Source organism: Rhizobium sp. P32RR-XVIII, assembly GCF_012641395.1.
GTDB lineage: Bacteria > Pseudomonadota > Alphaproteobacteria > Rhizobiales > Rhizobiaceae > Rhizobium.
In genome coordinates, this window is the sequence record NZ_JABAIH010000001.1 from 716,239 (window position 1) to 729,148 (window position 12,910).

Below are 12,910 nucleotides of genomic sequence, written 5' to 3' on the forward strand. Positions count from 1 at the left end.
TGATTTATTCGGCCGTCAGCGTCACAAAAAGGTGATGCAAAAATCCCCTACGCCGTCCGAATAAAACGAAGGGCAGGGGTGTTCTTTCGGCGCAACGTCATTTTCCACGGAGATATTCCCATGACGACGACCACGACCGTTCGCATTGCTTCTCTCGTTTTTGGCGGCTTCATCGCCGCCTCCATGCTTTCTACCCCGGTCTTCGCAGTTGGTGGCGGTGGCGGCGGCAGCGACGCGAGCACGCCCGTTTGCAAAAAGGGTCAGATCTACGACAAGAAATCGAAGAGATGCGTAAAGCAGAGCAGCGCCAATGTGCCGGACGAGGACCGTACCGATTATGCCTATGCGCTGGCGAAGGCCGCCCGATACCAGGAGGCGCTCGATATGCTCGATACCGTCAAGGATCAGAATAATGCGGAAGTGCTGAATTATCGCGGCTACGCCACGCGCAAGCTCGGCCGTACGGACGAAGGCATCACCTATTACCTCCAGTCGGTAAAGCTCGACCCGAACTATGCGCAGGTCCGTGAGTATCTCGGCGAAGCCTATGTCGTCAAAGGTCGCATGGATCTTGCCAAGGAGCAGCTAGGCATCATCAAGACGATCTGCGGCACCGAATGCGAGCCGTATGAGGACCTCAACGCTGCCATCCTCAATCCGTCGAAGCTGTAAATCGAAGCAGGACGCGGGGCAGGCAGGAGGGGATATTAGGATGTCGGTCGCGCGCACGACATTTCCTGCGTATAGTCGCCTGAAAATGGAATCGCCGGCTCGACCGGCGATCTCCGGAAGAAGAACCGGGGCGGAGGCGGCCATCGCGAGCGAAGCGGATATCAGGAAAGGCCTGACAGAGAACTTTGCCAGGCTCTGGCGTTATGGCCTTGTACTCTCGCGTCAGCGTGATGTGGCCGATGACCTCGTGCAACAGACCTGCGTCCGGGCGCTTGAGCGCGCTGCGCAATTCGAACCAGGAACCCGGCTCGATCGCTGGTTGTTTTCGATCCAGCATTCGATCTGGCTGAACGAGGTCCGCTCCCGCAAGGTCCGCCAGGGCAGGGGTTTCGCGGATCCGGAAGAAGCGCTGGTCTTCGATGGCGCCCACGACACCGAAACGCACGTCATGGCAAACCAGGTGCTTCGGCAGGTCGACGCGCTTCCGGAAGCACAGCGCAGCGCCGTCTTCCTCGCTTATGTGGAAGGACTCTCTTATCGCGAGGTGGCAGAAGTCTTGGGAATACCGATCGGAACTGTGATGAGCCGGCTGGCGGCAGCCCGCGCGACGCTCTCCGGGGCTCTTTCGAAAGAGGCACGAGAATGAGCAACGATATCCATATTATGCCCTCTGACGAAGAGTTGACGGCCTTCATTGACGGTGAATTGCCGCCTCAGGATGCCGCGCGCATCGAAGCGCTCGCCACAGTCGACGACCACGTGGCCGGGCGGCTGGAATTCCTCTCCCGTAGCAGTCTGCCGTTCAAGGAGGCTTTCGCGCCGCTTCTTGCTGCCGCGCCAAAGGCCGAGCTGGAAGCGGTGCTCTCTGCGATCCCCGAGCGGCAGGAAAGCACGGCTTCGACTTTGACGGGCCGTCGCGGCTTTCTAAGCGCGATTGCTGCCTCGGTTGTCGCGGGCGTCATTGTCGATCGTGCCTACATCGGTCTCAGTCGCCGTCCATCGAGGGAAGAGAGCACGGAATGGCGCGGCGTCGTCGCCGAATACCTCTCGCTCTACACGGCCGACACGCTCGCGGGACCCGTGCCACCTGCCGATATTCAGAGCGCTCAGCTCGCCCTGCTCGAGGGAAAGCTGGGCCTTGCGCTTTCTCCGGAGAAGGTCGCGTTGCCTGGTGTGGACTTCAAGCGCGCCCAGCTCCTCGAGTATGACGAAAAACCGCTCGCGCAGATCGCCTATCTCGATCCCGAGACAGGCCCGATGGCACTCTGCATCATCCGTTCGAACAGCGGCGAAAAGTCGCCGGATATCGAGGGTCGCTTGGGCATGAATGTCGTTTACTGGTCCGATAACACTCATGCTTTCATGCTGATAGGTCATGCTCCGGCGGATCGGATGCAGGAAATCGCCGATAGCGTCAGGGCAAAATTGACGGTGTGAAGCCGTCCCGCCATTATGATGACCAGATTGCATGGTGTTGCCGGTCATCTCGATGCGATAGGACCGGTATTCTAAATGGATTGGATCAATCGTTATATTGACGAGCCGCTGCTTTCCGGCGCGGCACGTACGCTGCGGGCTTGGCATGCTTATACGGCGCAACATCCGGAACGTTTGGAACCGGTGTGGAATCTCGCGATGCTTTCGCTGCTTGCGATCGCAAGCCGGTACATTCTCTCCGGCTGGCCTCTTGTCCTGAGCCTCGCGGCATTGTTCATGCTGGCGCTGCCATCCGTCTGGAAGCTGGTTTCCTCCGCGAGAACCGGAGCAGGCGGCTATGACGCCCGGCGCTACAAATCGCTCCGCGCCCGGGCGATCAGCAAACGTGAGGCGGAGTGGTCGTTGCGCATGACGGTTCTCTTCGTTTCAGCGGGCCTGCCGTTCGTGACACGCATCGACGAGCCGGTCGGAGCGGCATTTATGGGTGGCGCATGCATGTGGTTCGTGCTGACCGCGCCGGTGAAGTTCTACCTCGAAGCAGCCGAGCCGCCCACTCCCGATCAAGGTGACCGCTCCCCCCGGGGCGCCTTTCAGCTCGGCTGACATCCCGGGGACCGCAGTACTTTCCAAGGCCTTCTGGAACAAATTGCCAAGGATCGCCGTTATTAGGCCAGGATCGGATAGAGGAGTTCACCATGCTGTACTACGCTTTGGTATTTCTCGTCGTAGCCCTGATCGCCGGTGTACTTGGATTCGGCGGCATTGCAGGCGCTTCGGCTTCCATAGCACAGGTTCTTTTCTTCATATTCCTGGTGCTGTTCGTCGTCTCGCTCGTCATGCGCCTGATGCGCCGCGAGTAACGCGACGGATATCTGGAATTCGGAACCCGGCGTTGCGGCGCCGGGTTTTATTTTGACAGATCGGTTCTGCATCCGCGCTGTCAGGATCTTCGATGTGCGGCGCACAATATTGACGTTCGCCCGAACCCATCCCAAAACAAATCTCGATGCTGAAAATCTGCGACAGGCGGCGCGACACGTGACATAAGGGCGCGCCGAAACCATTCCGGGACGCCCGAACGCCAATGATACGCATCGAAAACATCAGCAAACAGCTTAGCCACCGTATCCTCTTCATTGAGGCTTCTGCGGCTCTCAACAAGGGCGAGAAGATCGGTCTCGTCGGTCCGAATGGTGCCGGAAAGACGACGGTCTTCCGGATGATCACGCAGGAAGAGCACCCGGACGAGGGGCAGGTCGCCGTCGAGAAGGGCGTCACCGTCGGCTATTTCAACCAGGACGTGGGCGAGATGGAAGGACGCAGCGCCGTCGCCGAGGTGATGGATGGCGCAGGCCCCGTGAGCATCGTTGCCGCCGAATTGCGGGCTCTTGAGGCTGCCATGGCCGATCCCGATCAGGCGGACGACATGGAGACGATCATCGAGCGCTATGGCGAAGTGCAGGCGCGCTACGAGGAACTGGATGGCTACGCGCTCGAAGGGCGTGCGCGTGAAGTCCTGGCGGGCCTGAGCTTCAGCCAGGAGATGATGGATGGCGATGTCGGCGCGCTCTCGGGCGGCTGGAAGATGCGTGTGGCGCTTGCCCGTATTCTCCTGATGCGGCCCGATGTCATGCTCCTGGACGAGCCGAGCAACCATCTGGATCTGGAAAGCCTCATCTGGCTTGAGGAATTCCTCAAGGGCTACGAAGGCGCGTTGCTAATGACCTCGCACGACCGCGAGTTCATGAACCGCATCGTCACCAAGATCATCGAAATCGATGGCGGGACATTGTCGACCTACTCGGGTGACTACGGCTTTTACGAGCAGCAGCGGGCACAGAACGAAAAGCAGCAGCAGGCTCAGTTCGAGCGTCAGCAGGCGATGCTCGCCAAGGAGATCAAGTTCATCGAGCGCTTCAAGGCGCGCGCCTCGCACGCTTCGCAGGTGCAGAGCCGGGTGAAGAAGCTGGAGAAGATCGACCGGGTGGAGCCGCCCAAGCGCCGCCAAATGGTCTCGTTCGAGTTCCAGCAGGCGCCGCGCTCCGGTGAGGACGTCATCAACCTCAAGAACGTGCACAAGAAATACGGTAGCCGAACCATCTATGAGGGGCTGGATTTCATGGTACGGCGCCGGGAGCGCTGGTGCATCATGGGCATAAACGGCGCCGGAAAATCGACGTTGCTGAAGCTGGTAGCAGGCTCTGCGGAGCCGGATGAAGGCAGCGTCGCTCTGGGTGCCAGCGTGAAGATGGGCTATTTCGCGCAGCACGCCATGGATCTGCTGGACGGCGACCGCACCGTGCTCCAGTCGCTTGAGGATAAGTTCCCCCAGGCGGGTCAGGGCTCATTGCGTGCGCTGGCGGGCTGCTTCGGCTTTTCCGGCGACGATGTGGAGAAGAAATGCCGGGTGCTGTCAGGCGGTGAGAAGGCCCGGCTGGTCATGGCGATCATGCTCTTCGACCCGCCGAACCTTCTCGTGCTGGACGAGCCGACGAACCATCTGGATCTGGACACCAAGGAAATGCTCATCAACGCCCTGTCGGAGTATGAGGGGACGATGCTGTTCGTCTCGCACGATCGCCACTTCCTCGGCGCTCTGTCCAACCGGGTGCTGGAGATCACGCCTGACGGCATCCACCAGTATGCCGGCGGCTATACCGAGTATGTGGCGCGCACGGGCTATGAGGCTCCCGGCCTGCGCAGTTGAGCGCTTGGCCTTCAGCAGGAGTATTTTCAAGCGTGCTCATGTATCATATCGCAAGCGCCTCTTTGTCGGCGCTTGCTGCGAATTAAAGCAGTAGCCGGATGAGCGATGTCATCGACCGAGTTTCATCTTGTGACGGAATGGATCGTCGATTCAGCGGTTGAAGATGTCTGGCGGGTTCTCAATACGCCTGAGACCTGGCCTGACTGGTGGCCGTCCGTGAAACAGGTCGATCTGTTGCGGGAAGGGGACGAGGCCGGCATCGGTTCCATCTACCGGATGCGATGGGCGACAGCGCTGCCTTACGACCTGACCTTCGAGCTGCAGACGATCAGGGTAGAGCCGCTCGTGACCATCGAGGGCCGGGCTTCCGGCGAACTCGATGGCATCGGACGGTGGACGCTGCGGCCCGAAGGCTTCAAATGCAAGGTTCGCTACGATTGGATCGTCAAGATCACAAAGCCTTGGATGGTCAGATTTGCATTCATCCTGAGGCCGGTCTTCAGATGGAACCATAACGTGGTCATGGAACGCGGCCGGCGCGGTCTCGTGCACTACCTCGCGCGCAATCGCTGACATAAATCTCGCCGTAGCTTCGCGTCTTGAAGGATCGGCAGGCTCTAAGCGCGCTCCGCCCAGATCTTCGCCAGTTCGACGATCGTTTTTACCGCTTTTTCCATGTCTTGTCGGCTGACCCATTCGAGCGGCGAGTGAAAGGCGTGGCCGCCCGCAAAGATGTTGGGGCAGGGCAGGCCCATGAACGAAAGCCGCGAACCGTCGGTACCGCCCCTTATGCTGCCGCGCACCGGCTCCATTCCCGCCCGCCGCACCGCCTCAAGGGCGTTTTCGACGATCTCCGGATGACGGTCGAGGATGACCTTCATGTTGCGGTACTGCTGCTTGACCTCGAAAGCGTAAGATGAGCCGGGATAGTCGGCCATGACCTCCCGCACGATCCCCTCGAGCATGGCTTCCTTGGCAGCAAGTCCATCATCCTCGAAGTCGCGGACGATGAGGCTGAGGCTTGCCTTTTCCATCGAGCCGGTCACACCCGTCGGGTGAACGAAACCCTGCCTGCCCGCCGTCGTCTCGGGCGCCATGTCCTTCGGTAGCCGGCTGATAATCGCTCCGGCAATCTTGACGGAATTCTCCATCTTCCCCTTGGCGAAACCGGGATGGATCGCGACACCTTGAATAGTGATTTCGACGCCATCGGCCGAGAAGGTCTCATCCTCGATATGGCCAGGCATTTCGCCATCCATGGTATAGGCAAACTGCGCGCCGAGCTTTGCGAGATCCACCTTGTCCACGCCGCGCCCGATTTCCTCGTCGGGCGTGAAGAGGATCTTGATTGTCCCATGCTGGATATCGGGATTGTCGACCAGGTATTGCGCCGCAGTCATGATCTCGGCAATTCCGGCCTTGTCGTCGGCACCAAGCAGCGTCGTGCCGTCGGTGGTGATGACGTCGTTGCCGATCTGGTCCTTCAGTGCCGGATGATCGCTGACGCGAATGACCTGCTGCGGATCACCCGAAAGCTGAATGTCGCCACCGCCATAGTTGCGCATGACTTGCGGTTTGACATTCGTACCGGTGAAATCCGGCGCGGTATCCATGTGCGAGCAGAAGCAGATGACGGGGACCGGCTTGTCGGTGTTGGACGGGATGGTCGCATAGACATAGCCGTGCTCGTCGAGATGCGCATCGGGCAGGCCGATTGCCAGCAACTCCTCCACCAGCATGCGGCCGAGGTTCTTCTGCTTTTCTGTCGAGGGCTGCGTCGATGACTTTGGATCCGACTGCGTGTCGATGACGACGTAGCGAAGGAAGCGATCGGTAACGGTATCGGTCATGGCGAGGTCCAATGATGAGCGTCGGCTATGGACTGCTGTAGCCTTCATCCGTGTCGCGGTGAAGGCATTTTTGCTTTGCCAACGCGTTTGCCACCAGGACGACCAGTTATCAGCCGTCGGCCTGATCGCGATCGTCTAACCCAGTGCCACTACGGTCCATCCAACGCCGAGGATAGCGGCAGCAAGAAGCGTTACAATGACGGAGAAGTTGAGACGGAATATCGCAATGGCGGCGAGCGCGGTCAAAGTCAGCGACGGCAGGTTGAGCGACGAAAGCACAGGCACATCAAGCCACCAGCTCCCAAACGTGAGCGTGCGGACCTCTCCAAAAAGAACGTGCAGGCCAAACCAGATCGCCAGATTGAGAATCACGCCGACGATCGCAGCCGTGATCGCCGACATGGCTGCGGAGAGTGCCGCGTTTCCACGCAGCTTTTCGATGAACGGAGCGCCAAGAAAAATCCATAGGAAGCTCGGCAGGAAGGTCACCCAGGTCGTCAGGACCGCGGCAAGCGTGGCCGCCGTCAGCGGGCTCAGCGTACCCGGATCGCGGTGGCCTGCCAGAAAGCCAACGAACTGCGTTACCATGATCAGCGGACCCGGCGTGGTCTCCGCCATTCCGAGGCCATCCAGCATTTCCCCGGGCTGTAGCCATCCGAATCGCTGGACAGCCTCCTGGGCGACATATGCGAGAACCGCATACGCTCCGCCGAAGCTGACGACAGCCATCTGGCTGAAGAAGATGCCAACCTTGGAGAATACGTTATCAGGGCCGAGAGTGACCCAGAGCCCCGCGACGGGAAGGAGCCACAAAGCGGCCAATATCCCTGACGTTTTCAGCGACCAGGCCAGATTCGGCCGCGCGTGGAGAGGGACATTTTCGCCCAGAGCCGAGTCCCGGTCTTCCAGAATCTTGCCTGAACCCGATTTATGACCGCCGCCAACCTTGAAGGCGGCCACATCGGCACGGCCGCCAAGGAAGCCGATGACACCCGCGCCGACAACGATGAACGGGAAGGGCACGTGCAGGAAGAAGATCGCGATAAATGCGGCAGCCGCGATGCCGATCATCACATTGTTCTTGAGGGCCCGGCTGCCGATCCGGAACACCGCTTGTATGACGACTGCCAGGACCGCGCATTTGAGGCCAAAGAAAAGTCCTTCGATGAACGTCACGTTGCCGAAGAGCACGTAGATGTAGCTGAGCGCGAGAATGGACACGAAGCCCGGCAAGACGAACAAAGCGCCGGCAATGACGCCGCCCAGCGTTCGGTTGAGGAGCCAGCCGATATAGATGGCGAGCTGATGAGCCTCTGGACCGGGAAGGAGCATGCAATAGTTCAGCGCATGCAGGAAACGGTGCTCCCCAACCCAGCGTTTTTCGTCGACGATGATGCGATGCATGACGGCGATCTGTCCCGCGGGACCGCCGAAACTCAAGGCGGCGACGCGGGCCCAGACTTTCGTTGCTTCGGACAGGGGAACGATATCGCTCTCGGCCGAGAGAGGTGCGGTTCCTGCCTTTCTGGCCAACTCCGTCATCGTTTCCTATCCCTTCCTCGGATTCGGCCAGTTATGCGTCTCGTCCGTCGCGTCGCGGCACCATCTGTAGAAAGCGTCGTAGATCGTCAAGCCTGCCTCCAGCTGTTCGAGGTCGTCGTCGAACATTCTGGAGAGGCCAAGGGAGGCGGCCAATAGTCCAGGCACTTCCGGTGCGAGGTCTGGCCGCGCCGTATCCGCGCCGCGCACGATCCTCGCGAGATGGAGAATGGGCTCCGACTTCAGGCAGAACTCCTCGACCATCACGTCGAATGTGCAAAGCTCGCCGCGATGGCTCCAGAAGACGTCCTCGATGTCGAACGGCATTGCATTGAAGCGCTCCGCAACAGCGGGCACCTGACTTGCAGGTACGAACAGAAAGACTGCGGAGGGGTCCACGAAACGGCGGATGAGCCAGGGACAAGCAATGCGGTCGATCTTCGGGCGAGCCCGTGTCACCCATACCGTTCGGCCCTTTGCATCTCGCGGCGGCAGTTTCTCGTCCGGAACGAGGATGCCTTCTGCGGCGCGCCAGGCTTCGAAACCGCCGTCGAGCACTTCAGCCTGGTTTCCTGCGTGCCTGAGATAGGCAGCGACGCCGTGGCTGAGCTTCTCACCCTTCTGGCATATCACGATCGAAGGGCCGGTGACCTCAGAACTCCAGGCCTCGACCTCACGATAATCCCGCCGGATCGAGCCCGGGATGAGGCGTGGGTCGTACGCAAAGTCGTCGTCAGTGCGGACGTCAATAAGCATTGGCACGTTGGGCGTACCGACGATGCGGGTCAGCTTGTCAGATGTGATTTCGAGATATGACGGCATAGCTGCGTCCCTCCGTTGCTTCGGGGTTCAAGGACGCGATTCTCTAGCTGTCGCCTCGTGGGGTGATCGCTACCCCATGTCCAAAAATTTGCAGCAGCGCTGGTGATTGTCAAGAGGTGGAAGCATTGGTCGCCGCCGGACGCAATCGCTCCACTATAGCCAATTTTTCCTTGCCGCGAGCGGCTACGCATCCTCGGCCACAGCGGAAAATTGCACTGACGGTACAGTTCGTTGTAATTATTTCGTCCGCTTGATTTTGGAGGAAACGCAGCATGGACCGATTCACAGGCGGCTGCCTGTGCGGCAGCGTCCGGATTGTGGCGTCGGGACGCCCGTACCGGGTCGGCCTTTGTCACTGTCTCGACTGCCGCAAGCATCATGGAGCCCTTTTTCACGCTTCCGCTGTGTTCCCTCGGGATGCGGTGACGATCGATGGCGAAACACGCGACTATGCCGGGCGATTTTTCTGTCCCCGCTGCGGTTCGTCAATTTTCGGATGCACGGCAGACGAAATCGAGGTGAACCTGGGATCCCTGGATGCCCCTGACCAACTGAGGCCGACCTACGAACTCTGGACCGTCCGTCGCGAGTCCTGGTTGCCGCCGTTTCCGTTGACGAGACGATACGAGCGCGATCGTGATGCCACGAGCCGTTTCGAGGAGTAGGTCGCACGAACAGTGCGAAGGCGCCGTTACAAGGTGACAGAGACGTATGCCTTGATGATGCTCGATGACAGAGCCTTCGACATGGAGGGCGAGATCCACGGCCGGGCGACCGAGCAGTTAGCTGATTGTTGAAATTATTGGAAAGAAGGTAATTGGCTGGGGAACCTGGATTCGAACCAAGATCGACGGAGTCAGAGTCCGCTGTTCTACCATTGAACTATTCCCCAGCAGGTGCGGCCGGCGAAGCGGTTGCGCTGGTGTGCGGCGCTTATAAACAAAAGCCGCGAGAATGCAAATACCTGTTTCCAAAAAATTTCCGCGCCGTGAACAGGCGAGGTTGGCGGGTGCAATTTCAGAAATTCAAAAAGAATTTGGTGATTTGAACGGGCGCTGGTATTCTCGCGCCAACGCAAAACTAGTGAGCGCCTGCTGCATACCGTCATGGACTTGCGCGGCGCGTGGAAAACGAACGTGGAAGACCCCGAAGGCGGCGCAAAGCCGCAATTTGACGGGGCGTCGGCGGCAGCGCGAAGGGATGGTAAGAAGTCCCGGCGCCGCAAGGGCAAACGAGGCGGCCAATCCCGCAACGTGGCTCATGCTGCTTGGCAGGCTCCTTCTGGCACATCCGGAGAGGCTGCGCGCCCCATGGAAGCTGCGGCCGAAAATCCGGCCCGCAAGCGCAAACGCCGTCGCCGTGGCAACGGCGGGCAGCAGCATGGCGGGGCTTCCGCAACGATCCAGCAGCGTGAGAAACCGGCTTCGGCCGATCTGGCGGCGCATTCGGGCGAAGAGGCTTCGTCCAGCCGGCGCAACCGGCGCAAGCATCGCGGAAAGCGCGGCATTCAAGGACGCCCGCTGGCGCCCGGCAAGGCTGTCGGTCAGCCGGCGATCGTTCCACAGCCAACCGCCGCCAGAGCTGCCGGCATAGCCCCGGTTCCAGGCATCGCGCGCGCCAATGGGAGTGCCGAGGCCCAGGCCGGCGACGCCTACAGACGCGCCAGCCAGCTTCCGGCCCGCGGAAATCGCGCGTCGGATAACCCGTGGCCGGACGAGCTCTATGCCGCGCTCGATCTCGGCACCAATAATTGCCGTCTGCTGATTGCGCAGCCGACCCGGCCAGGACAATTCCGCGTCGTCGACGCCTTTTCGCGGATCGTCCGCCTCGGCGAGGGGCTTGCCGCAAGCGGCCGCCTCTCGGACGAGGCGATGGAGCGCGCCATTGATGCGCTGCGCGTTTGCGCCGGGAAGCTCAAGAACCGCGAAATCCGCCGCATGCGTCTGATCGCCACCGAAGCCTGCCGCCAGGCCGCAAACGGCGAGGCGTTCCTCGAGCGCGTGGTTGCCGAAACCGGGCTCGAACTCGAGATCATCGACCGCGAAACGGAAGCGCGCCTTGCCGTATCCGGCTGCTCGTCGCTTGTCGGACGCGAAGCGCGCTCGGTCGTGCTTTTCGATATCGGCGGCGGCTCGTCGGAAATCGCCGTGATCCGCATTGGCGAGAATCGCTTCAGCCGCCTTGCCAACCACATCACCCACTGGACCTCGCTGCCGGTCGGAGTCGTTACGCTTTCCGAACGGCATGGCGGACAGCATGTGACCCCCGAAAGCTTCGAGGGCATGGTGTCGGAAGTGGCAGACATGCTTGCAAGCTTCAGTTGCCCGGAAATCGAAATCGCACAATCCGGCGATTTTCACCTGATCGGCACGTCGGGCACGGTAACGACGCTCGCCGGCGTCCACCTCGACCTGCCTCGCTACGACCGCCGCAAGGTGGATGGCATTTGGCTCTCGGATGACGAGGTTTCGGCCATGCAGGCGAAACTCCTCTCCTGGGACTTTGCAAGCCGCGCCGCTAACCCCTGCATCGGGCCTGATCGCGCCGATCTGGTGCTGGCCGGCTGCGCCATCTTGGAGGCGATCCGCCGCCGCTGGCCGAGCCCGCGCATGCGCGTTGCCGATCGCGGCTTGAGGGAAGGCCTGCTGACCGACATGATGGCGGACGACGGAGTCTGGCGGCGTCATCGAAACCGCCGCGGCCAGCGCGCAAGGTAGGGAAGAATGACTAAGGCACCGATCGCCGGCAACCGCACCGGCCGCAAGCTAGGCCAGCGCGTCAAGAACAAGAAGATGAAGGCGTCATCGCGCCAGTGGCTGCAGCGCCATATCAACGATCCCTATGTGCAGCGCGCGCAGCTCGAGGGTTATCGCGCCCGCGCGGCTTTCAAGCTGCTGGAGATCGACGAGAAGTACAATATTCTGAAGGGTGCCCGCCGCATCATCGATCTTGGTGCTGCTCCGGGCAGCTGGTCGCAGATTGCCGCGAAAGTGACGGGATCGACGGACGAGGACATCCGCGTCGCGGCGATCGACTTCCTGGAGATGACCCAGCTTCCGGGCGTCAAGGTATTGCAGCTCGATTTCCTGGATCCTGAAGCACCCGCCAAGCTCATGGAGGCCGTCGGAGGCACGCCGGACCTGGTGATTTCAGACATGGCGGCGCCCACGACGGGTCATCACCGCACCGATCATTTGCGGACGATGCATCTCTGCGAGGTCGCCGCGCATTTCGCCGTCGAGGTTCTGGGCGAGGGTGGCCATTTTCTTGCAAAGACCTTTCAGGGCGGCACCGAGCGCGAATTGCTCAACATGCTGAAGCAGCATTTTCGCCAGGTCGTGCACGTGAAGCCCGCCTCATCACGCGCGGAATCGGTCGAAATGTTCCTGCTGGCGAAGGGGTTCAAGGGCCGCAAGCCGGACGCTGATGCCATGGAAGCTTGATCTTTCCGGTCATCTGGGGCGATTATGACGGTCCCAGGACCGGAATGCCATTGACCATGCTTCTCTATGTGACCCTCGGAACAAATGACATCGAGCAGGCGCGGCGCTTCTATGATGCCGTCCTGCCGGTGCTCGGCTATCGCTGCAGCGCCTGTCGAACGAGGAAATCGGCTACTCCGCGGATAGGGATACGCGCTGCCGCCTATGGGTGGTCACGCCCTTCAACCGCCGGCGGGCGTCGAATGGCAACGGTACGATGGTGGCACTCTCAGCCGAAAGCCGGGCTGATGTCGATGCCTTCCATGCGGCGGCAATGGCAGCTGGAGGCGCCGACGAGGGCAAACCAGGCCTGCGGCCGTTCCACGCGAGTTTCTACGCCGCCTATATTCGCGATCTCGACGGCAACAAGCTCAGCGCCGTTTGCGAAAAGCCGGAATAGG

General features: G+C 60.7%; 13 protein-coding genes, 1 tRNA gene and 1 pseudogene. 11 read left to right on the forward strand and 4 right to left on the reverse strand.

Annotated features, from left to right (window positions below; genetic code table 11):
• Nucleotides 1-120 precede the first annotated feature (120 nt).
• The 7 genes from HGP14_RS03645 to HGP14_RS03675 all read left to right on the forward strand — a co-directional run bounded on the left by HGP14_RS03645 (nt 121) and on the right by HGP14_RS03675 (nt 5,389).
• Entirely contained in the window at nt 121-672 is a 552-nt protein-coding gene (locus tag HGP14_RS03645) for a tetratricopeptide repeat protein (RefSeq protein WP_168828476.1), read from the forward strand.
• 40 nt (nt 673-712) lie between these two features.
• A complete protein-coding gene (locus HGP14_RS03650) occupies nt 713-1,318 on the forward strand; it encodes an RNA polymerase sigma factor (RefSeq protein WP_168828477.1) in 606 nt (201 codons plus the stop codon).
• Nucleotides 1,315-2,109 (forward strand): anti-sigma factor family protein, encoded by a 795-nt coding sequence (locus HGP14_RS03655; RefSeq protein ID WP_168828478.1) that lies wholly within the window; start codon nt 1,315-1,317, stop codon nt 2,107-2,109. Before HGP14_RS03650 ends, HGP14_RS03655 begins: the two co-directional genes overlap by 4 nt.
• A 75-nt stretch (nt 2,110-2,184) precedes the next feature.
• Entirely contained in the window at nt 2,185-2,712 is a 528-nt protein-coding gene (locus tag HGP14_RS03660) for a hypothetical protein (RefSeq protein WP_168828479.1), read from the forward strand.
• 92 nt (nt 2,713-2,804) lie between these two features.
• Nucleotides 2,805-2,969 carry a DUF1328 domain-containing protein gene (locus HGP14_RS03665; protein WP_022717247.1) on the forward strand — a complete coding sequence of 55 codons (165 nt, stop codon included), beginning with the start codon at nt 2,805-2,807 and terminating at the stop codon, nt 2,967-2,969.
• 224 nt (nt 2,970-3,193) lie between these two features.
• Nucleotides 3,194-4,816, forward strand: coding sequence for an ABC-F family ATP-binding cassette domain-containing protein (locus HGP14_RS03670; protein WP_168828480.1), 1,623 nt, complete (start codon nt 3,194-3,196; stop codon nt 4,814-4,816).
• A gap of 105 nt (nt 4,817-4,921) precedes the next feature.
• Complete coding sequence (locus tag HGP14_RS03675; RefSeq protein WP_168828481.1) at nt 4,922-5,389, forward strand: SRPBCC family protein; 468 nt, start codon at nt 4,922-4,924, stop codon at nt 5,387-5,389.
• 44 nt (nt 5,390-5,433) lie between these two features.
• On the opposite strand, the gene pepT is transcribed toward HGP14_RS03675, so the two are convergent.
• The 3 genes from pepT to HGP14_RS03690 form a co-directional block, all read right to left on the reverse strand.
• Nucleotides 5,434-6,666: a peptidase T gene (gene pepT / locus HGP14_RS03680; RefSeq protein ID WP_168828482.1), complete on the reverse strand. Its 1,233-nt coding sequence runs from the start codon at nt 6,664-6,666 to the stop codon at nt 5,434-5,436.
• Nucleotides 6,667-6,801: 135 nt separating this feature from the next.
• Nucleotides 6,802-8,208, reverse strand: a complete 1,407-nt coding sequence (chrA, locus tag HGP14_RS03685; RefSeq protein WP_168828483.1) for a chromate efflux transporter — start codon at nt 8,206-8,208, stop codon at nt 6,802-6,804.
• A gap of 6 nt (nt 8,209-8,214) precedes the next feature.
• On the reverse strand, nt 8,215-9,027 hold the full coding sequence (locus tag HGP14_RS03690) for a sulfurtransferase/chromate resistance protein (protein WP_168828484.1): 813 nt from the start codon (nt 9,025-9,027) through the stop codon (nt 8,215-8,217).
• Between the two features lie 272 nt (nt 9,028-9,299).
• Between HGP14_RS03690 and HGP14_RS03695 the strand changes: the two genes are divergently transcribed.
• Nucleotides 9,300-9,692, forward strand: coding sequence for a GFA family protein (locus tag HGP14_RS03695; protein ID WP_168828485.1), 393 nt, complete (start codon nt 9,300-9,302; stop codon nt 9,690-9,692).
• A gap of 153 nt (nt 9,693-9,845) precedes the next feature.
• Here HGP14_RS03695 and HGP14_RS03700 read toward each other — a convergent pair.
• Nucleotides 9,846-9,919: transfer RNA gene (locus HGP14_RS03700), tRNA-Gln, on the reverse strand.
• 244 nt (nt 9,920-10,163) lie between these two features.
• Here HGP14_RS03700 and HGP14_RS03705 point away from each other — a divergent pair.
• The 3 genes and pseudogenes from HGP14_RS03705 to HGP14_RS03715 all read left to right on the forward strand — a co-directional run bounded on the left by HGP14_RS03705 (nt 10,164) and on the right by HGP14_RS03715 (nt 12,909).
• Nucleotides 10,164-11,744, forward strand: coding sequence for a Ppx/GppA phosphatase family protein (locus HGP14_RS03705; protein WP_168828486.1), 1,581 nt, complete (start codon nt 10,164-10,166; stop codon nt 11,742-11,744).
• 6 nt (nt 11,745-11,750) lie between these two features.
• A complete protein-coding gene (locus HGP14_RS03710) occupies nt 11,751-12,470 on the forward strand; it encodes an RlmE family RNA methyltransferase (RefSeq protein WP_168828487.1) in 720 nt (239 codons plus the stop codon).
• A gap of 56 nt (nt 12,471-12,526) precedes the next feature.
• Nucleotides 12,527-12,909 (forward strand): annotated as a pseudogene (locus HGP14_RS03715) (VOC family protein).
• Nucleotide 12,910: the final 1 nt, after the last annotated feature.

Excerpts from the sequence above, each read along its gene's own strand:
- HGP14_RS03695 (WP_168828485.1), top strand. The coding sequence starts at position 9,300 with ATGGACCGATTCACAGGCGGCTGCCTGTGCGGCAGCGTCCGGATTGTG.
- HGP14_RS03670 (WP_168828480.1), top strand. The coding sequence starts at position 3,194 with ATGATACGCATCGAAAACATCAGCAAACAGCTTAGCCACCGTATCCTC.
- HGP14_RS03690 (WP_168828484.1), bottom strand. The coding sequence starts at position 9,027 with ATGCCGTCATATCTCGAAATCACATCTGACAAGCTGACCCGCATCGTC.
- chrA (WP_168828483.1), bottom strand. The coding sequence starts at position 8,208 with ATGACGGAGTTGGCCAGAAAGGCAGGAACCGCACCTCTCTCGGCCGAG.
- HGP14_RS03645 (WP_168828476.1), top strand. The coding sequence starts at position 121 with ATGACGACGACCACGACCGTTCGCATTGCTTCTCTCGTTTTTGGCGGC.
- pepT (WP_168828482.1), bottom strand. The coding sequence starts at position 6,666 with ATGACCGATACCGTTACCGATCGCTTCCTTCGCTACGTCGTCATCGAC.
- HGP14_RS03655 (WP_168828478.1), top strand. The coding sequence starts at position 1,315 with ATGAGCAACGATATCCATATTATGCCCTCTGACGAAGAGTTGACGGCC.
- HGP14_RS03660 (WP_168828479.1), top strand. The coding sequence starts at position 2,185 with ATGGATTGGATCAATCGTTATATTGACGAGCCGCTGCTTTCCGGCGCG.
- HGP14_RS03675 (WP_168828481.1), top strand. The coding sequence starts at position 4,922 with ATGTCATCGACCGAGTTTCATCTTGTGACGGAATGGATCGTCGATTCA.
- HGP14_RS03650 (WP_168828477.1), top strand. The coding sequence starts at position 713 with ATGTCGGTCGCGCGCACGACATTTCCTGCGTATAGTCGCCTGAAAATG.
- HGP14_RS03710 (WP_168828487.1), top strand. The coding sequence starts at position 11,751 with ATGACTAAGGCACCGATCGCCGGCAACCGCACCGGCCGCAAGCTAGGC.
- HGP14_RS03665 (WP_022717247.1), top strand. The coding sequence starts at position 2,805 with ATGCTGTACTACGCTTTGGTATTTCTCGTCGTAGCCCTGATCGCCGGT.